Origin of the sequence: Kouleothrix sp., from assembly GCF_046328425.1 — a bacterium.
Taxonomy (GTDB): domain Bacteria; phylum Chloroflexota; class Chloroflexia; order Chloroflexales; family Roseiflexaceae; genus Kouleothrix.
Genome location: NZ_JAXLWP010000017.1, coordinates 1 through 18,964, shown reverse-complemented (window position 1 = coordinate 18,964; position 18,964 = coordinate 1). Strand labels below are relative to the sequence as shown.

Genomic DNA, 18,964 nt, shown 5'->3' with positions numbered 1-18,964 from the left:
CTGCTTTATGGGCACTGTCATTCTTGTAAAGCGAGAATAACTCCGAAGGTACTATCTCTCCGAAAGAAACGCGCGCTCTGCCGCCAAGGATCGACAATGTAATTGATGGTCAACAAAGGATATCTACGCTGTACTATTAATATGTCTTGTATATAGCAGATTAAGTGAAGCCGCAAAAGATTTGCCAAAAGATGGTTGGTTCAACGAGTTACGCGAAGAAGTTGGCATAAAGCAGTTAACTTATTAGACATAGTTTTCTTCGATCTGCGTCTTGGCAAGCCCAAACGGAAGCCTATTATTATTCGTGGTGCAGATGATAACCGGACTGTTAGTGGCGGCGAGTCTTTAAATTGCCAAATCCGACATAGCATCGTATATAGCCTCCGCAATCAGGTTAATTGAAGAGGTAAATCATCATTTCGTTTTTCTGGTAGTTCTCTGATTGGTGGCAATCTTGCATTGATGGATGATTGGCTTGATAAGGTTTACTATGCCCATGACTCGACGAAATTTAACACGAAACACCAGGAGAAAGATGACTTCCCTACTGCTCGGGAAATACTACAGTCAAACACCCGCCTTGATACTCGCAGTTTTGATTGGCCTGAGATGTCATCTATAGTTAATAATATCTCAATTCCTGTTACTAAGATCGAGAGCAGTGTCTGCTCAATCGTACAGCTCTTCGCATTTTGTCACTTTTTACTGGAGCGGTGCTGTTTTACGACTATTACACCTATTTCGGAAGAAAACGCATTTGACATGTTTCAATCACTTAATGCCACAGGAACGCCTTTAACAGCAATAGAGACTTTTAAGCCGTTGGTTCACCATAAGGCTGAAGATGATGGTGGATACCAGGGTTCACTATCGAAGAAGTATTTTGACACTGTAGATGAGCTTTTCGAGAACAGCTCTACCTTTCCTGAGAAGACCAAGCTTACGAATGAATTTCTAAATACCCTTGCACTAGTACAAAATGGCAATGGACTACCAAACCAATTTAGCAAACAAAGGCGATGGTTAAAGACGCAGTATGATCTATGTGATACTAAGTCTAAGAGGGAGGAGTTCATTCGAAGAATGAGTGATTTAGCTAACTATTGGGAGCAAGTTATCGACTTCGATCCACAGATTTCAGTATCAATTTCAGGTACGGAAGAGGTTCCTGAATCTGATCGGAGAGAGGCAGCACTATGTGTATTATATCTCAGGGATGCTAATCATGTACGGGCGAATACCGTTCTTAGTCGTTTTTATGCGCTTATGTCCCGAGGAAAACCAGGCTATGATTATGAGTTTGTCTCTGCCTGTCGAGCGATCGGCGCCTTCTATACTATATGGCGAGCCGCCTACTCTAATACAGGTCTTGATGCTGTATATGAAAGATTATTGCAATCACAAATGTCATGGGAACGTGGTGATGTTGATGTGAATAGTGCGTATTTGAAAGGGTATTTACTACAAGAGCTGCATAAGAAGAATATAGATACCAAACAAAATTGGATGATAAGAGCCAAACAAGAACTGCGATACGATCTCTCTCAGAGAGTATGTAAGTTTGCTCTTTTTGTTGCGGCACATGATACAGTTCCTGATAGTATTACGCCTGGATTAATGAAGGCAGGCTTAATGAACACTTATCCGTATCTCGATCCGATAAAATGGCGATCTGGGGACTTTAAGAGTATAGAAACATATTGCTCCTCAAAAACCCTCAATGAAACAATTGGGAGATGAGATCTATAGGAGTGGCGATGAACAGCGTGTTGGTAATCTGACATTGTTACCTGTTGAGATCAATGCCAAGGCAGGTAACAAACAATGGGTTCAGAAGTGGATCTATTATCGTCATCTCGCTGAAACAGATCCTTCTCTATTGGGAAGCTTGGAGCGAGAAGCTAGAAAAAGGGGTTTCAACTAGATGATAGGACACAAAAAATGCCAGAAAGCTGGGTATAATCATCATATGCTTCCAATAGTCAATATTGGTATAGATGGTTCTTGGAATAGGCAGGTTGTTACTCTGAGAACAGAGCGAATCTGCGATATGTTGTGGGATAAAGTTTATCCTTGGCTCACTTAAATAGAGACACTCTACATGCGCTTCTCCGATCTCCTCTCGCGCCGACGACGCGACCCTACAAGCCCTGCTCGGCGCGCCGGTTTTGCGATTGCTGCGGCTGCTTGATGTGAGCATGGTCGCGCCGGCGCGACTGCGAACACTATTGACTGAACTGCGTGGCGAGGCTGGGTTGCTAGCGGATTTCCAGTGTCGGGCGCAATTAATAGATCTGCTTCGCCGTGGCGAAGCCGAGCATATTGCACGCGCCCTGAATTTGCCTACCAATGGCGATGTCTACGCCGCGCTGCGCAATATCTCATTGCGGCGTGGCTCCGAACGCGAACAGACGCTGTTCAATCTGTTTGCGTTGGTGCCATAAACGCCCGAGGTACGAGCTGTCTCTCCTCCACAGGGTGAGATATCGGCTGTACTGCCTCTCTTCGACCATCGCGCCAAGCCGCGCGCAAGGTGAGCCGCGTTGGCGGAAAACCGCGCCGAGTACTGTTGCATGTACCCCTGGAGAGTGCGGTAAAACGCGCACGGCTATGCATATCATCACCGACCACCTACGCGCCGCTGAGCCAGGGCTTGTGATCTGGCTGGCCTATAGCGAGGAGCTGTGTGAACAGGCTGCCGGTGGAATTCGAGCAGGCGTGGCATACTCTGGGCGACAGAGCTGTGGCGGTACAACGGTACTGGGGTGGGTATACGCCAGATCTGGCCCAAGCCCGCGATGGCGATTGTCGCCCCAGCCTCTCCAAGCTATACCGCGCCGCAATGGATAATCTTGGGCTAATCAGCAATTTGGCTGGTCGCTGCTCCCTAGTCGTGATTGACGAAGCGCATCAGGCCATCGCCGAAACCTACCAGCTTGTGTTGAACACGTTGGCAACCCAAGGACGTACCGCCGCACTGTTGGGGTTGACAGCGACACCTGGCCGGACATGGAACGATGTCGATGCCGATGCCGTGTTGGCTGCTTTTTTCGGCAGTCGCAAGGTGGTATTAGGAAATTGATGGCTACATCAATCGGTCGATTTTCTGATCGCTGATGGCTATCTTGCACAGGCTACGTTCCGCTCGCTGTTGCGCAACAGCATCCAACTTTCGACCGCTGATCTGCGGCGCATTGAGCATGATCTGGATATTCCCTCCGCCATTTTGAAGCGCCTTGCCGACGACGAGCAGCGGAACCTGATTATTCTGCTTGAAGCGGAGCGGTTGGCCTTGCGGCATCACCGACTATTAGTATTTGCCGCCTCAGTTGAGCATGCCGAGCTGCTGGCAGCTGTACTGCGTGCGCGCGGGTTACACGCCGCCGCTATTAGCGGGGCAACCCCGGCGGCCGAGCGTACACAACATATTACTGCCTACAAAGCTGCCTCTGATGAGCCACGCATCCTGTGTAACTACGGTGTGCTGACCGGCTTTGATGCGCCGCAGACTGGCGCGCGTCATTCTTTCGACCGACAAAATCATTGGTGCTCTACAGCCAAATGGTTGGTCGGGCAATGCGTGGCCCACGAAGTTGGTGGCAATGCCACTGCCGAGATAGTCACCGTCATTGACGCCAATTTGCCAGGCTTTGGCGCGGTGTCTGATGCTTTCACTAATTGGGAAGACGTTTGGAGGAACCTATGAACAACGACATTGTACCCGCGTCCCTCGCCGTCCAAGCTATGCGCGATAATGGCTATAAGAATGCCGCCTACGCAATCGCCGAGCTGATCGACAATTCCATTCAGGCGGGGGCCAGCCTAGTTGAACTGCTGTGTGCCGAACGCCGTGATCTGGTAAAGGAACGTGTGCGCCCGCGCATCTACCAAGTTGCCGTATTGGATAATGGCAAAGGTATGGATACCGATGTGTTGAAGATCGCGCTTCAATTCGGTAATGGTACTAACCTTACACCCGAACGCCAGCGTGGCATGGGTAAATTCGGTATGGGTTTGCCAAGTGCCTCGATATCACAATGTACCAAAGTCGAAGTCTGGTCTTGGCAGGATGGCCCGGAAAAAGCGTTATACACCTATTTGGATGTTGAACAGATCAAAAAGCAGCAGCAAACCGAGCTGCCTGAGCCGGCACCGCGCCAGATCCCATCGCTGTGGCGCGAAGTCAGCGATAACTTTGGCCCCACCGGAACATTGGTTGTGTGGTCAAATCTTGATCGCATCTTCTGGAAAACCGCGCGCTCGATCATTGAAAACTCAGAGTTGCTAGTTGGGCGTATGTATCGGCGTTTCATCGCCAATGGACGTACCAGGATCGTGCTGGCAGATTTTGACGTTGACAGCCCAGTCCTGACCTTTACACCGCGCGATGTATTGCCAAATGATCCGCTTTACTTGATGCCTCGTACATCCTGCCCTGAGCCTTTCGACAACAAACCAATGTTCGAGGCCTGGGGCGGCGAACATTATGAACTGACGTACCAGATCGAATTTCGTGGTAAAAAGCACCCTGTGACGGTTCGCTTTGCAGTTGCGAAAAATGAAGCGCGGCCAGGCCGCAACCCTGGCTCGCTACCGCATGGTCAGCACGCCGCCAAAAATATAGGTGTGTCAATCATGCGCGCCGATAGGGAGTTAGAGTTAGATCAGTCTTGGACGATTCAGTATGATCCGGTCGAGCGATGGTGGGGTATCGAAGTGGAATTTCCGCCCGCGCTCGATGAGGTATTCGGCGTTACTAACAACAAGCAGGCTGCGCGCAACTTTGCCGAACCAGTAAGCTGGATTTCGATATCCTGCTCAAAGGTGGGCGTTCGATACGCGAGGCTATGAACGAAATGGAAGCCGACGAAGATCCGCGTGCTCCATTGCTCGAAATTGCCCAGCGCATCCGTACAAACCTGAGTGAGCTACGCAAATGGCTGACTCGCCAATCGCAGCAAAAGAGTGCCGAGAAGCACACTCGCCATGATGTCACTGCGCCAGAAGCTGTCGCTACTGATGTCACGCGTGTTCTTCAGCAAGAAGGACATGTTGGCAAAAGCGATCGAGACGAAGGATTACCGGCTGAGCAGCGGCAGCAAGCGATTGAGCAGACCTTGGTCGATCAGGTGTTCCTGAACAGGAAGCACAGGGATTGGCTGCGACCACTGTGTCCGAGGGCTACAAATACCTGTTCACACATGCTAGCCTCGATACCACCGCCTTTTTTACGGTCAAAATGCAAGGTGGCGGCATTCAAATCATTCTCAACAGTGAACATCCGGCCTATCGACATCTTCTGGCTGTTCTAGAACGCGAAGAGGCAACTGACGATCCCGCGACATTACGCGAACGCCTCAGTCGCGCCGCCGACGGCTTAAAGCTGCTACTCTCGGCTTGGGCGCTACGAAGATGAGCAGCCTGACGGTGCGCCGCGCAACCGCGCTCAGCAGGCGCGCTCAGTTGGGGCAGCATGGCGCGGCGCTTTCTGGAGCGCGAGGATTGATCAAGCTCGGCACACAGTTGGAGCAACTCTGCAAAACAGGGCGACGAGATATGCTGCTCGTCGCCCTGTTTATCAAAGTGGGTGCATTTCAGTGGCTCTAGCTAGCGTTGCTGATACAGTGTCAATTAGCTGTGTTACTCGTTGGCGTCCCGAAGAAATCGCCGCCGGTGTCAGCGACTTGAAATCTGGCCGTTATTGCGCGACCGACCGCATTCGTCACTGTGGCTACGTCCCGACTTGCACGCCAGGTATTACCGCGTCGACAGTCTATGCCTAGTAGGCTCGGCAAATCTCACTGGTACAGCGCTTGGGTGGATGTCACATGCCAATTTGGAGCTATTGGTTGCGCTACCTGCTCAGGATGCTGCAATTATGCAAGCATTCGAAGCCGAAGTATTTCGCGAGTGCTTACAGGTCGATCAAAACATCTTTGAGCAAGTGTCGAAGCTTGTCGTCCTGCTCGAGCCGCATATCAGGTCAAAACCGCTGATTATCCACGAAGCCCTCGGTTCTTTATATGAACTAGACGCGCTAGAGTTGCCTCTTATCAGCGCCAATTGGCTACCGACGTTGCGACAACCGACAGTTGCTTCACCAATGCCGAGATCCTCAATCATATCGACAGCAACCAGCGGTTATATGTCGGCGACCTGAAGTTCAATCGCACGATCACCGTCGATGGCAAAGACTGGAAGGCGAGTGAGTGGGTCAAGACGCAGTTAGAGCCATTGTGTCGCCGCAAGACCACCATCGCTGGCAAAGAGCAATGGTACTTCACCAAGAGCATTCGTATTCCAGGCATCAGACACGTGATACGAATCGTGGAGCTCTGGAAGCAGCAGCGCGATGCCGAACCACGCAAGATGCTGATCACCAACCGTACCTATTGGGAAGTCCATCGCATTCTCAAGACCTATCGCAAGCGCTGGACAGGGGCAGAGACCTTCCATCGGGATGGAAAACAACAGGTGGGCCTGGGCGCGTGTCAGCTCAGGAGCGGGGAGAGCCAGATAAGGCATAGGTATCTCGTGTTCCTGGCGTATAGCGCTTTGATGACCCAGTTGCGGCACGACCTTGCGCAGTAAGGGACTCACGCACGCCTGACGACCATCAGCGAGTCCTGTCGCGCGATGTTCCGCGAAACCTTGGGCAAAACGATCGCCTGGATAGTCGAGCAGATTCAGCAGGGCAGAGTCTGCCCGAAATCAAGGCCCATTTAGCTCTACCCTACCTTTGCAAAACCACAGTTTCATTGTGCGCTGCCCGGCGAAGCTGGGCAGCGCACAATGAAATTAGGATCTATGAACTTACGTGATTTGGTTTTCTCACGGTACGAGATTGAGCTTGCGGCAGCTGGTCGTACAGGCTTTTCTTGCGCTGGCCCTGCAAGTTGCCCTGCCGATACTCGCTCACCGGCGAGCGGTAACGACCGTATGGCGGCCGATACACGGCTGGGGCGACGCAGCCGACCCATCATAATGTAGCGGCTATTGATCCCGGCAGAGCACGCGCCAATCGGCGAAGCGCGCGCTGCCCAGAACCAGCTCGGCGTTGAGCCGATCACTGCTCGCGATACGCTGCTCGGCCTCGCTGCGCGCCATACCCCAGGCGCGCATATGCCGAAGCGCCAGGCGCTCGAGGGCTAGCTCCAGCGGCGTATCAAGATACCAGCGCTCGTCGAACAGCGCGCTGATCGCTTCCCAGCCGTCGGCGCGGTGGAGCAGGTACAGGCCCTCGACGAGCACCAGGCGCGTGGACGCAGGCACCGCGTACGCGGCCTCCACCGGATCGCCCACCTCGTGCTCAAAACCGGGCCAGGGAATATCGGCCCGGCCTGCCGCGGCGCGCAGGTCGTGGAGGCGCCGCAGGAACGCGTGGGTGTCGAATGTCCACGGCGCGCCGCGCCGCGCAAAGGCCTCGGCGGCGTTTGGCAACTGCCGCAGCTGCGCTTTGCTGAGGTGGAAGCCATCCATGCCGAGCGCAACCAGCGTGTTGGGCGCGGTGCGCGCGTTGACCTCGGCGGCCAGCTGCGCCGCCAGCGTGCTTTTGCCCGCCCCAGGCACGCTGGCCAGCCCGATCGTCCAGCGGAGCCGAGAAGCATCCAGCAGCGAGACAAGCCGCCGCACGGGGTCCGCAAGGAGTGGCGGCGTGCCGGGTGTGCGTTGGGATTCGGTCGTCATCGTCGACATGCTCCGTTTCTGTGTGCTTGCCCTTTATACCACATCCGGCAGAACACTTGCTTTACGGTGTGCGCGGGGGCGGCAATGTCGCCCCTGAAATTTCGTTTATCAAGGGAGTGGGGCGAGGCCGACGTTGCACGAAGCCCGAGGGCAGGCGCGGTGAGCTTGACAATCGAAAGTGTTGATGCTATAGTAATTCCAATTAATAATTCTAATTATTACCTATATGGTTGTAGTTGGCAGGACGTACGCGGTGCGCGTTTTTGCCTTCGGCAGAGCGGTACTTTTTCACGGATGGTGCTCAGAAGGTGGCGCAAAGCGCCACCTTCTGAGCACCAAAGAAAGCGCACTGCCACGCTGCCGCAGGCAGAACAAGCCCATGCCGCAGGCGGCTGCGTAAGTGCTGTAGTTTGAGAGAGCCATGGCTACATCGCGCAAAAGCACCAGGCGCAAGCCGCCCTCGATGTACGATGTCGCGCGCGCGGCTGGCGTTTCGCAGACGACGGTGTCGTTTGTTGTAAACGACACGCCGAACATCAACATTCCCCAGGAAACCCGCGACCGGGTATGGGCGGCGATTGAGGAGCTCGGCTGGCAGCCAAACGCCCTGGCGCGCGGCCTGCGGATGCGCGCGTCGCACACAATCGGCCTGATCTCCGACGAGATCGCCACATCATCGCACGCCGGCAAGATCATCCAGGGTGCGCAGGACGCAGCCTGGGAGCATACGAATATGCTCCTGGTGATCAATACGAGTAATAACCTCGAGATCGAGCAGGCCGGGCTCAAAATGATGCTCGAGCGCCAGGTCGAGGGCCTGATCTACGCCACGATGTACCACCGCGAGGTTGTGCCGCCGCCCGCACTTGCGCAGGTTCCCACCGTGCTGCTCGACTGCTACGCCGCCGACCGCTCGCTGCCCTCGGTGGTGCCCGACGAGGTGCAGGGCGGGCGCTCGGCCACCGAGCTGCTGCTGCGCAAGGGGCATCGCCGGATCGGCTTCCTCAACGAGATCGGCCCGCTGCCGGCGATGTTTGGCCGCCTTGAGGGCTACAAGCAGGCGCTGGCTTCCTACGGCGTGCCGTTCGAGCCGAACCTGGTGCGCGCTGGCACGGTGGTGGCCCCCGAGGGCTACCGCCTCGCGCTCGATCTGCTGCAGATGCCCGATCGGCCTACCGCGCTGTTCTGCTACAACGACTCGATGGCCATGGGCGCCTACGACGCCGCCAAACAGCTTGGCCTGGCCATACCGGGCGATGTCGCTATCGTCGGGTTCGATAATCTTGAGGTGATCGCAACTCAGCTGCGCCCGACCCTTACGACGATCGAGCTGCCGCACTACGCGATGGGCCAGTGGGCCGTGCAGTACCTGCTCGATCAGGCCAGCGGCCAGGCCGAGGGCGCGCACCCTACCCCGGTTCAGTGGACGATCGCCTGCCCGCTGATCGAGCGGGCCTCGGTATAAACTCAGCACGTACATTTTGAAAGCGGGGCGAGAGCGCGAGCCTGGCTCATTCGCATTGATCAGGCGCATTCAGGCTGCTGGTGGTTTGCCCGCTTTTCAATCGCGATGCGAAAGGAGCTGAGCATGTACGCTCGGCATCAGGCCGCAATTGTAGAGCTGACGCAGGCGGTGTTGTCCAACAGCCCGCCACCCGTGCTGATGCACCAGGCTGCGCAGCTGGTGGCGCAAACGCTGGCGGTGCCATTCAGCAGCATCTGGGAGGCAAGCAGCGACCGCGGCTCGCTGGTGCTGCGGGCCGGGTTCGGTTGGCCGGATGCCGATGCGGGGCTCACCACGGCGCTCGAGCCGGCCACGCCAAGCGGCGCGGCGGCGCGTGGCACGAGCCCTGCAATTGTGCTTGATTGGGCCAGCCGGCCGCCGGGCCAGCCGGCGCCGGCGCAGCCGGGGATTGTCAGCAGCGCGTATGTGGCCATACCCGGCCCGGGTGCGCCATTCGGCAGCCTGGGCGTCGATGTGACCGCGAGCCGCCGCTTCGGCGAGGAGGAGCTGGATTTCCTGCGGGCCAGCGCGAACGTGCTGGCGCTGGCAAACGAGCAGGCGCGGCTTGCGCAGGGCCTCGAGCAGCGCGTCGAGGAACATACGCGCGCAATCGAGCAGCAGCAGCTGGCCGCCGCGCAAGAGCAGGCGGTGCTGGAAGAGCGCCAGCGCCTGGCGCGCGATCTTCACGACTCGGTAACCCAGGCGCTCTACAGCGTCACGCTGCACGCTCAGGGAGCGCGGCGGCTGCTCGCGCTGGGCGAGGCAGCCAGCGTCGCCGAGGCGCTGCGGGCGCTGCAGGACACGGCGCAAGAGGCGCTCGACGAGATGCGGCTGCTGATCTTCGATCTGCGGCCGCCGGTGCTCGAGCAGGTGGGCCTGGTTGCCGCCGTCCAAGCCCGGCTCAACGCGGTCGAGGGCCGCGCCACGCTCTCGACCAGGCTGCTGGCCGACGAGCTTGGGGCGTTGCCGGCGGCGGCCGAGCAGGCGCTGTACCGGATCTGCCAGGAGGCGCTGAACAACGCGCTGAAGCACGCCCGCGCCCACACTATCACGGTTCGGATCCAGCAGGCCGCCGGCCGTATCGTGCTTGAGGTCGCCGACGACGGCGTGGGCTTCGTGCCCGGCGGCGTGGGCGAAAGCGGCGGCCTGGGGCTGCGCGGCATCGCCGAGCGCGTGGCGCAGCTGGGCGGAACCATGGCGCTGCAGAGCGCGCCGGGCACCGGCACCACGCTGCATGTGGAGATCGGAGTATGACATCACCGATACGACTGCTGATTGTCGACGATCACCTGGTGGTGCGCGCCGGCCTGCGCACGCTGCTTGCCGCCGAGCCCGAGATCGAAATTGTGGGCGAGGCCAGCGACGGCGCCGAGGCGCTGGCCGAGATGCGCCGGCTCGCGCCGGATGTGATACTAATGGACCTGACCATGCCGAGGATGGATGGCATCACCGCGATCGAGCAGATCCGCGCCTGCCAGTCTGCGGCGCGCATCCTGGTGCTCACCAGCTTCGAGGCCGACGACAAAGTCTTTCCAGCAATTCGCGCCGGGGCGCTGGGCTACACGCTCAAAGATTTCGGCCCGGCCGAGCTGCTGCACTCCATCAAGCGCGTGCACCGCGGCGAGCTCTCGCTGCACCCGGCGATCGCGCGCAAGGTGCTGCACGAGCTGGCGCATCCCCCGCGCCGCCCGCCCACCGATGAGCCGCTGACCGAGCGCGAGATAGTGGTGCTGCGCCTGATTGCGCAGGGCCAGAGCAACCAGGAGATAGCCGTGGCGCTGGGCATTGGCGCGGCGACCGTCGGCAAGCACGTGAGCCATATTCTGGCGAAGCTGCACCTGGCCAGCCGCACCCAGGCCGCGCTGTACGCAGTGCGCGAGGGCCTGGCTTGATCTTCCTATTTTGTGGTATGCGCGCGTTCGCATTTTTGGGTATGGCCAATGCTCATTATTTGTGATGACAAAGTCCCCCGCAAGAAGCATACTTAGTCCATCCTGCGATCAATACGGCAAGCTATGCAGTAGGCTTCGGCAAGGCATCGCCTCGCCCGAGTAGCTTCCCCATGCCCTTTTTTGGCTGCTGGCGGCCCTATTCGTGGTGGCCGGCGGCTGCACAGGCGGGGATTTTGGGCGCTACCGCTCATACCTGCCGCGCTGCTGATCGCGGCGCGGGCGGCAGCGCCCGCAGCAGCATTGAGTATCGCGCACCCCAATGGTAGGTGCAGGGGGGCGGTAGTGGCACACCCAGTACGAGTGCTGATCGCCGACGATAGCGCGCGCGCGCGCGAAGGATTGCGCGCACTCTTCGCGACATGGCCCGAGCTTGCGGTGGTTGGCGAAGCCGCCAACGGCCAGGAGGCCGTGCGGCTTGTGGCCGAGCAGCGCCCGGATATTGTGCTGATGGATGTGCACATGCCAGTTCTCGACGGCCTGCAGGCGACGCGCCGGATCAAGCAGCAGTGGCCTGGCGTCGCCGTGGTGCTGCTTACGATGTATACCCTCGAGCACAGCCAGGCGCTGGACGCTGGCGCCGAGGCGCTGGTGCTGAAGGGCGGCCCGCCCGAGCGGCTCTTGGCCGCCCTGGGAATCGATGTAGGAGTTCAGTAGGCCGTGCTTACCGGAACGATACCAATGCAGCCGAAAGCCGACCTCGCGCTGATGCGCGGCATGAATGAGCGCATCGTGCTGAGCCTGCTGCGCCAGGAGCAGCGCATCTCGCGCGCCGAGCTTGCGCGCCGCAGCAAGCTCAGCCGCTCGACGATCTCGAGCATTGTGGCCGAGCTGCTGGCGACTGGCCTCGTGCGCGAGACCGGCGTCGGCAGCTCACACGGCGGCCGCCGGCCAATCATGATCGAGCTCAACTACCAGTCGAGCTACCTGCTCGGCGTCGAGATCGATAGCTCCGCGCTGCGGCTGCTCGTGGCCGACCTGGCGTCGAATGTGCTGTGGCGCACGAAGCAGCCATTTGCGCTGGCCGCCGGCCCGGCGGTTGGCATCCCGCGCATGGCCGCACTGGTGCAGCAGTGCCTGGCCGAAGCCCAGATCGCGCGCGAGCAGATCGTTGGCGTCGGCGTCGGCGCGCCAGGCTGGCTGGCAAGCGCGCCAGGCAGGCTGATCGTGCCGGCGCTGCTGCCCGGCTGGCACAACACGCCGCTGCGCAGCGCGCTCGAGCAGGCGCTCGGGCTGCGTGTGTGCGTCGAGAACAACGCCAACCTGGGCGCGCTGGCCGAGATGCGCTCGGGCGCCGCCCGCGGCGGCCAGAATGTGGCGTATGTCCACGTCGGCGACGCGGGCATCGGCTGCGGCCTGGTGATCAATGGCAGCCTGTACCAGGGCCACCTGGGCGCGGCCGGCGCGATCGGGCACCTGGTGGTCGACGAGGCCGGCCCGCCGTGCGTGTGTGGCCGGCGCGGCTGCCTCGAGGCGGTAGCCGGCGCACGGGCGCTGCTGGCGCGCGCGCGCGCGCTTGGCCTCGATTGCCCGCAGCTCGAGGACCTGCCGCGGCTCGCGCGCGCTGGCGACCGGCGCGCGGCCGAGCTGATCGCCAGCGCTGGCGCCAGCCTTGGCACGGCGATCAGCAGCCTGTTCAGCATTATCAACCCCAGCCGGGTGATCCTGGGCGGCGGGCTGGCCGGCAGCGACGAGCTGCTGCGCGCGGTGCGCCAGACCGTACGCCGCCGCTGCGGCACCGCCGACGACGCGGTCGCCGTCGTGGCGGGCGGCCTGGGCGACGACACAATCGCGCTGGGCGGGGTCGCGCTGATGCTGCGCCAGCTCTTCGATACGCCCGCGGCCGACAATCGCGGCGCCTTTGGCGCGCTGGAAAGGGGGTGATAGCGCCTTTCATCGGCAACGCTGGCTTATCGCCGTTGGTTCGTCAGAATTGTAGATAATTTCCTCAGAGCCTGTTTGAAAGGGGTGCGCGAGGGGCTGTGCCCCTCGCTTCTACTGGCGGGTGGCGGCCACGATGTGGCCGCCACGCCGCCAGAAAAAGTGGATATTTGGAGTGACGAAGTCCCTCCAAACCACCCTTTTCAGACAGATTCTCAAGCAAAGGAGCGACTGGTATGCAACGAATGCTCAAGCTGTTCAGTCTATTCGGCCTGATGGCGCTGCTGCTGGCGGCCTGCGGTGGCGGCACCGCCGCGACGCCCACGGCGGCGCCTGCCGCTGCGGCCACTGCGGCCCCGGCGGCGGCTGAGGCCACCAAGGCCCCCGAGGCCACTGCGGCCCCGGCGGCAGCCGAGGCCACCAAGGCCCCCGAGGCCACCGCTGCCCCGGCGGCGGCTGGTGGCGCAGCCAACTGCGCCGTCAGCGGCCCGAAGATCGACAAGCTGGTCTTCTGGACGCGCTCGAAGGACGGCGACCCCGACTACGCCTCGATCAAGGCCGTGGCCGAAGCCTACACCAAAGCCTCGGGCTCGCCCGTCGAGCTTGTAACCGTGCCCGACGCCGACTTCAAATCCAAGATGTCGATCGCCGCGCCAGCCGGCGAAGGCCCCGATGTCTACGGCCCGATCGCCCACGACTGGATCGGCGAGTTCGCGATTCAGAAGATCGCCCTCGAGGTTCCCGATAGCGCGATCAAGGAGAAGGACGACATCATCCCTGCCGCGCTCGACGCCGCCCGCGTCGACGGCAAGCTCTACGCGCTGCCGCTGTTCGTCGAGTCGGTCGCGCTGATCTACAATAAGGCCATGGTGCCGACCCCGCCCAAGACGTGGGATGAGTTCGTGAAGATCGCCCAGGATCAGACCAAGGGCGACGTGTACGGCTTCGGCTTCCCGATCCTCGAGCAGTACCACGCCGGCGCGTTCTTCATGGGCTTCGGCGGCTACATCTTCAAGTACGAGAACGGCAAGTTCGACACCAACGATATTGGCCTGAACAACGACGCCAGCGTCAAGGCGGTCGAGTTCCTGCGCGATATGTACCACAAGAAGCAGCCGGCTCTGCCCGAGGTTGCGATCGACCGGGCGAACATGCACGGCGCGCAGGAAGGCATGATGGAGGCCGGCAAGCTGGCCATGACGATCAACGGGCCGTGGCGCGAGGCGCCGCTGAAGAAGGCCGGCATCGACTATGGCGTCGCCAAGCTGCCGAGCCTGCCCGACGGCAAGCCGATGCGCCCGTTCCTCGGCGTGCAGGTGTACGGCGCCAGCGCGTTCAGCAAGAACAAGGACGCCGCGCTCGACTTCATTAGCTTTGCCACCTGCACCACCAGCGCAATCGAGCAGTACAAGGGCTTCATCAAGGTGCCGGTGCGCACGAGCGCCGTGCAGAGCCCGGAGGTGCAGGCCAACCCGAACATCCCGGTGTGGAAGGCCCAGGCCGACGACGGCGTGCCCATGCCGAACATCCCGGCGATGAGCAACGTGTGGAAGCCGTGGGGCGACGCCATGGACGCGATCATCCCGCCCAACACCCCCGACGATCAGGTCAAGGGGTTGCTCGATAACGCCGTGACCCAGATCAAGACGGCGATCGAGCAGACGAAGTAAGCCTAGTATCCGCACGGGCCTGGGCGCGGCGCTGCTGTCGCGCCCAGGCCTGCTCACGAGAGGAGGGCTGATATGGCCGCCAAAGTCGCTGTCCCAGCTGCCCGAGCGCCGCGCGCGCACCCGACCGACTGGTCGGCGTACCTCTACCTTGCGCCGGTGCTCGTCTCGACGCTGCTGTTTATCATCCTGCCATTCCTCTACACCGTCTACATCTCGTTCACCAACTACAGCCTGTTTCACTTCCTCGAATTTCAGTGGGCCGGCCTGCAGAACTACAAGCAGATCTTCGCCACCGGCAGCGCGTTCTTCCCGGTGCTGGGATGGACGATCGTGTGGATGCTTGCCTGCACCGTGCTGAATGTCGGCGTCGGCATGGGCCTGGCGATGATGCTGAACAACCCGCGCCTGCGCGAGCGCAACCTGTACCGCACCATTCTGATCATCCCGTGGTCGATGCCGTTTATCCTGACCTCGCAGGTGTGGGCCGGCATCTACAACACTCAGGGGCCGCTGAACCTGATCCTCGGGGCGATCGGCATCGACCGGATCAACTGGCTCAATAGCGCCGGCCCGGCACGCGTCGCGCTGATTATCGTCAACCTGTGGCTGAGCTACCCGTTCTTCATGACGGTGTGCCTGGCGGCGCTGCAGGCCATCCCGGCCGAGCTGTACGAGGTGGCCGACCTCGACGGCGCCAGCAGCTGGCAGCGCTTCAAGGCGATCACCTGGCCGTTCATGCTCTCGGCGATCACGCCGCTGATCATCACGCAGCTGGCGTTCCAGTTCGGCAACGCCGGCGTGATCATCCTGATCACCAACGGCAACCCGCTGGCCTACCCCGGCGCGAACTACGGCGCCACCGACACGCTGGCCACCTACGCCTACAAGCTGATCTTCCAGCTGCGGCTGTACGGCCTGAACGCGGCCTACAGCATTATTATCTTCTTCATCCTGGCGGCGCTGACGATCTTCAACGCGGTTGTCACCGGGTCGTTCAAGGAGGCAGAGCGATGACAAGCGGAACCCAACCGACTGCGGCGGTGCAGCCTGCGCCACGCCGCTCGCTGACCGAGTCGTATCGCTTCCGCCAGGCGCTGGGGCTGTGGGCCGTGCGCATCGCGCTGATCGTGATCACGCTGGTCTCGCTCTTCCCGACGATGTACGTGGTGCTGTACTCGCTCAAGGGCGGCGGCAACAGCCTGTATAGCCCGACGCTGATCCCGCAGAAGCTGACGCTCGAGAACTACACCAAGCTGCTGAGCAGCCAGTTCCCGCTGTGGGTGCGCAACAGCCTGATCCTCGGCGGCGTCAGCGCGGCGGTTTCGGTGATGCTGGCGACATTTGCCGGCTACGCGTTTTCGCGCCTGAACTTCGCCGGGCGGCGCTACGGCATCCTGATCCTGCTGATCATCCAGATGCTGCCGACCGTCGGCTCGCTGGTGGCGATCTTCCGCGGCTTCCAGATGCTGAGGCTGCTGAATACGCTCACCGGCCTGATCTTGCTGTTCGGCTTCGGCGGCAGCGCACTGGCGGTGTGGCTTATGAAGAATTTCATGGACAGCATCCCGAGGGAGCTCGACGAGGCCGCCTCGATCGATGGCGCGAGCAACTGGCAGATATTCTGGCGCATCCTGTTTCCGCTGCTGCAGCCGATGCTGGTGGCCCAGTTCATCTTCGGCTTTATTGGCGTGTACAACGAGTATATCGTCACAACCGTGTTTTTGTCGGACACCAAGCTCTACCCGCTGGGCGTGGGCGTGCGGCTGTTCTCGACGCAGTTCAACACGAACTGGACGCAGTTCTGCGCGGCGGCGGTACTTGGCTCGCTGCCGATCATGCTGATTTTCTTCCTGGCGCAGCGCTTCCTGGTCGAGGGCCTTACCAAGGGCGCGCTTAAGGGCTAGCGGCTGGCCGCGCTGTGTGACGCCGCAGCAGGATCGCGCCGGGCGCCTGTGATATAACTATGCCAGCACGTATCGCCACCTGCTCAGATCGGAGAATACCATGACCCGTACCACCAGGCTGCGCGCGCTGGCACTGACCTTCACCCTGCTGCTGGCCGCATGCGCCGGCCAGCAAGCCACGGCGCCAACAGCCGCCCCGGCCACAGTCGCCGCGCCCGCCCCGGCCACAGTCGCCGCGCCCGCCACCGCCACAGCCACCGCCGTGCCCGCCACCGCCACAGCCGTGCCGGCGGCCACGCCCACGCGCGACCTACCCACCCAGGCGCCGACGATCACCGCCGCGCCTACGGCCACGCCATTCGCGCTGCAGGCCGGATGGTGGGATAACGCCGTATGCTACGAGGTGTTTGTGCGCTCGTTCTACGACAGCAACGGCGATGGCATTGGCGACCTGAACGGCCTGATCGCGAAGCTCGACTACATCAACGACGGCAACCCCAAGTCGCAGAGCGACCTCGGCGCCACGTGCATCTGGCTGATGCCGATCATGGAGTCGCCCAGCTACCACGGCTACGACGTGACCGACTACTACAACGTGAACCACGAGTACGGCACCAACGACGACTTCAAGCGGCTCGTGGCCGAGGCGCACAAGCGCGGCATCAAGGTGATCCTCGACCTGGTGCTGAACCACACGTCGAGCGAGCATCCCTGGTTCAAAGACGCGCTCAAAGGCCCCGAATCGCCCTACCGCGACTGGTACCTCTGGTCGAAGGACAAGCCGGACTACCAGACGCCATGGGGCAGCGAAGGCTGGCACCAGTCGCCGGTGCGCAACGAGTACTACTACGGCATCTTCTGGGAAGGCATGCCCGACCTGAACTATCGCAACCCGGCCGTCACCGCCGAAGCCCAGAAGATCAGCGCGTTCTGGCTGAATGACATGGGCGCCGACGGCTTCCGGCTCGACGCGATCAAGCACCTGATCGAGGATGGCCCGCTGCAGGAGGGCACGCGCGAAACGCACGCCTGGCTGCGCGGCTACCGCGCGTTCCTGCAGCAGACCAAGCCGGGCACGTTTACGGTTGGCGAAATCTTCGGCGCGAGCCCGACCGTGCTGCTGCCGTACTACCCCGACCAGCTCGACGAGTACTTCGCCTTCGAGGCCGGCGACAAGATCATCAGCGCGGCGAACACCGGCCAGGCGCTGGGCTTCACCATCGCCATCGCCAATAACTACGCCCAGCTGCCGTTTCAGCGCTGGGCGCCATTCCTCACCAATCACGACCAGAACCGGGTGATGACGACGCTCGGCGGCGACGTTGGCAAGGCCAAGATTGCCGCCACCGCGCTGCTGACGCTGCCTGGCCTGCCGTTTGTGTACTACGGCGAGGAGATCGGCATGCTCGGCGCCAAGCCCGACGAGCAGATCCGCAACCCGCTGCAGTGGGCCGCCGACGACACCACTGGCGGCTTTACGTCGGGCAAGCCCTGGGAGGCGCTGCAGAAGAACTACAAAGAGGTGAATATCGCTGCGCAGAATGCCGACCCGGCCTCGCTGCTGAACCTGTACCGCCGCCTGATCCACCTGCACACTCAGCACCCCGCGCTGGCCCAGGGCAGCTTTGTGCCGCTGAAAAGCAGCAGTACCGCGCTGAGCGCGTTTGTGCGCAAGGCCGCGGGCGAGACGGTGCTGGTGGTGCTGAACTTTGGCAAAGACGCGGTTGGCGGCGCGACGCTCTCGCTCGAGGCCAGCGACCTCGCGCCCGGCACATACCGCGCCGCGCCGCTGCTGGGCGATCAGCCCGGCGCCCGGCTCACCGTCGGCGCGGGCGGCGCGATCAGCGGCTACGCGCCGCTGCCGGAATTGGCGCCGCGCACCGGGTATATCTTTCAGCTCGCGCGCTGAGGCGATGCGCGCTGCCCAGCAGAATGGCGCGCCCGCCGCCGGGCGCTGGCGGCGCGGCTGCCTGCTGGCGCTGCTGGCGTGCGGCCTGGCGCTTGTGCTGGCGGGCGCCGTGGTGGCCGCCGAGGTGCGCGCGCAGCGCCTGCGGCTCGCCCTGCCGGCCGAGATCCTCAGCGCCGGGCCGCTGTGGGTTGGCGATTTCTGCCGCTACAACGTAGCCCAGGGCCGCCACCCGCCCGGGTGGTGCCCGCGCGACTATACCGTGTATGTCATTCTGAGCCTGAGAGATCGTGGGACGATCTTCCCGCTCGTCAGCATTCCCTATGATCCGCCGCTGCCGCGCGCGAGCACGCAGCAGCCATAGCACGCCCGAGGCAGCCCCATGGCCGATAACGTATCGCCGGATTTTGTGTTTGGCACGCTCGCGACCGACGATCTGCGGCTGGCGCAGCTGCGCGCGGCGC

20 protein-coding genes are annotated in these 18,964 nt (G+C 61.1%); 19 read left to right on the top strand and 1 reads right to left on the bottom strand.

Features of this window, described 5'->3' with window-relative positions; translation table 11 throughout:
• The first annotated feature begins 462 nt into the window (after window positions 1–462).
• The 9 genes from U0177_RS16515 to U0177_RS16475 all read left to right on the top strand — a co-directional run bounded on the left by U0177_RS16515 (window position 463) and on the right by U0177_RS16475 (window position 6,591).
• Entirely contained in the window at window positions 463–1,740 is a 1,278-nt protein-coding gene (locus tag U0177_RS16515) for a hypothetical protein (RefSeq protein WP_409571753.1), read from the top strand.
• Window positions 1,721–1,924 (top strand): hypothetical protein, encoded by a 204-nt coding sequence (locus U0177_RS16510; RefSeq protein WP_409571752.1) that lies wholly within the window; start codon window positions 1,721–1,723, stop codon window positions 1,922–1,924. The genes U0177_RS16515 and U0177_RS16510 overlap by 20 nt, the downstream gene beginning before the upstream one ends.
• A 250-nt stretch (window positions 1,925–2,174) precedes the next feature.
• Window positions 2,175–2,444, top strand: coding sequence for a hypothetical protein (locus U0177_RS16505; RefSeq protein ID WP_409571751.1), 270 nt, complete (start codon window positions 2,175–2,177; stop codon window positions 2,442–2,444).
• Between the two features lie 242 nt (window positions 2,445–2,686).
• The gene (locus U0177_RS16500; protein ID WP_409571750.1) at window positions 2,687–3,082 is read left to right on the top strand and encodes a DEAD/DEAH box helicase family protein; all 396 of its coding nucleotides are present in this window, start codon (window positions 2,687–2,689) and stop codon (window positions 3,080–3,082) included.
• A gap of 69 nt (window positions 3,083–3,151) precedes the next feature.
• The gene (locus U0177_RS16495) at window positions 3,152–3,706 is read left to right on the top strand and encodes a DEAD/DEAH box helicase (protein ID WP_409571749.1); all 555 of its coding nucleotides are present in this window, start codon (window positions 3,152–3,154) and stop codon (window positions 3,704–3,706) included.
• Window positions 3,703–4,851 (top strand): ATP-binding protein, encoded by a 1,149-nt coding sequence (locus tag U0177_RS16490; RefSeq protein WP_409571748.1) that lies wholly within the window; start codon window positions 3,703–3,705, stop codon window positions 4,849–4,851. Before U0177_RS16495 ends, U0177_RS16490 begins: the two co-directional genes overlap by 4 nt.
• On the top strand, window positions 4,848–5,312 hold the full coding sequence (locus U0177_RS16485) for a hypothetical protein (RefSeq protein WP_409571747.1): 465 nt from the start codon (window positions 4,848–4,850) through the stop codon (window positions 5,310–5,312). The genes U0177_RS16490 and U0177_RS16485 overlap by 4 nt, the downstream gene beginning before the upstream one ends.
• Before the next feature lie 100 nt (window positions 5,313–5,412).
• Window positions 5,413–5,607 (top strand): hypothetical protein, encoded by a 195-nt coding sequence (locus tag U0177_RS16480; protein ID WP_409571746.1) that lies wholly within the window; start codon window positions 5,413–5,415, stop codon window positions 5,605–5,607.
• A gap of 456 nt (window positions 5,608–6,063) precedes the next feature.
• Window positions 6,064–6,591 carry a transposase gene (locus U0177_RS16475; protein ID WP_409571745.1) on the top strand — a complete coding sequence of 176 codons (528 nt, stop codon included), beginning with the start codon at window positions 6,064–6,066 and terminating at the stop codon, window positions 6,589–6,591.
• A gap of 402 nt (window positions 6,592–6,993) precedes the next feature.
• Here U0177_RS16475 and U0177_RS16470 read toward each other — a convergent pair whose 3' ends face one another.
• The gene (locus U0177_RS16470; protein WP_409571744.1) at window positions 6,994–7,686 is read right to left on the bottom strand and encodes a hypothetical protein; all 693 of its coding nucleotides are present in this window, start codon (window positions 7,684–7,686) and stop codon (window positions 6,994–6,996) included.
• Between the two features lie 421 nt (window positions 7,687–8,107).
• On the opposite strand from U0177_RS16470, the gene U0177_RS16465 reads away from it, so the two are divergent.
• The 10 genes from U0177_RS16465 (at window position 8,108) to U0177_RS16420 (ending at window position 18,864) form a co-directional block, all read left to right on the top strand.
• Window positions 8,108–9,151, top strand: a complete 1,044-nt coding sequence (locus U0177_RS16465; RefSeq protein WP_409571743.1) for a LacI family DNA-binding transcriptional regulator — start codon at window positions 8,108–8,110, stop codon at window positions 9,149–9,151.
• Window positions 9,152–9,274: 123 nt separating this feature from the next.
• Window positions 9,275–10,444 carry a histidine kinase gene (locus tag U0177_RS16460; protein WP_409571742.1) on the top strand — a complete coding sequence of 390 codons (1,170 nt, stop codon included), beginning with the start codon at window positions 9,275–9,277 and terminating at the stop codon, window positions 10,442–10,444.
• Entirely contained in the window at window positions 10,441–11,082 is a 642-nt protein-coding gene (locus U0177_RS16455) for a response regulator (RefSeq protein ID WP_409571741.1), read from the top strand. The genes U0177_RS16460 and U0177_RS16455 overlap by 4 nt, the downstream gene beginning before the upstream one ends.
• 342 nt (window positions 11,083–11,424) lie before the next feature.
• The gene (locus U0177_RS16450; RefSeq protein WP_409571740.1) at window positions 11,425–11,796 is read left to right on the top strand and encodes a response regulator transcription factor; all 372 of its coding nucleotides are present in this window, start codon (window positions 11,425–11,427) and stop codon (window positions 11,794–11,796) included.
• Between the two features lie 24 nt (window positions 11,797–11,820).
• Window positions 11,821–13,023 carry an ROK family protein gene (locus U0177_RS16445; RefSeq protein WP_409571739.1) on the top strand — a complete coding sequence of 401 codons (1,203 nt, stop codon included), beginning with the start codon at window positions 11,821–11,823 and terminating at the stop codon, window positions 13,021–13,023.
• A gap of 233 nt (window positions 13,024–13,256) precedes the next feature.
• The gene (locus U0177_RS16440) at window positions 13,257–14,690 is read left to right on the top strand and encodes an extracellular solute-binding protein (RefSeq protein ID WP_409571738.1); all 1,434 of its coding nucleotides are present in this window, start codon (window positions 13,257–13,259) and stop codon (window positions 14,688–14,690) included.
• A 72-nt stretch (window positions 14,691–14,762) separates the two neighbouring features.
• A complete protein-coding gene (locus U0177_RS16435; protein WP_409571737.1) occupies window positions 14,763–15,704 on the top strand; it encodes a carbohydrate ABC transporter permease in 942 nt (313 codons plus the stop codon).
• Window positions 15,701–16,594, top strand: coding sequence for a sugar ABC transporter permease (locus U0177_RS16430; protein ID WP_409571736.1), 894 nt, complete (start codon window positions 15,701–15,703; stop codon window positions 16,592–16,594). The genes U0177_RS16435 and U0177_RS16430 overlap by 4 nt, the downstream gene beginning before the upstream one ends.
• A 100-nt stretch (window positions 16,595–16,694) precedes the next feature.
• Window positions 16,695–18,503, top strand: coding sequence for an alpha-amylase family glycosyl hydrolase (locus tag U0177_RS16425; RefSeq protein ID WP_409571735.1), 1,809 nt, complete (start codon window positions 16,695–16,697; stop codon window positions 18,501–18,503).
• Window positions 18,504–18,507: 4 nt separating this feature from the next.
• Entirely contained in the window at window positions 18,508–18,864 is a 357-nt protein-coding gene (locus tag U0177_RS16420; protein ID WP_409571734.1) for a hypothetical protein, read from the top strand.
• The last annotated feature ends 100 nt before the right edge of the window (window positions 18,865–18,964 follow it).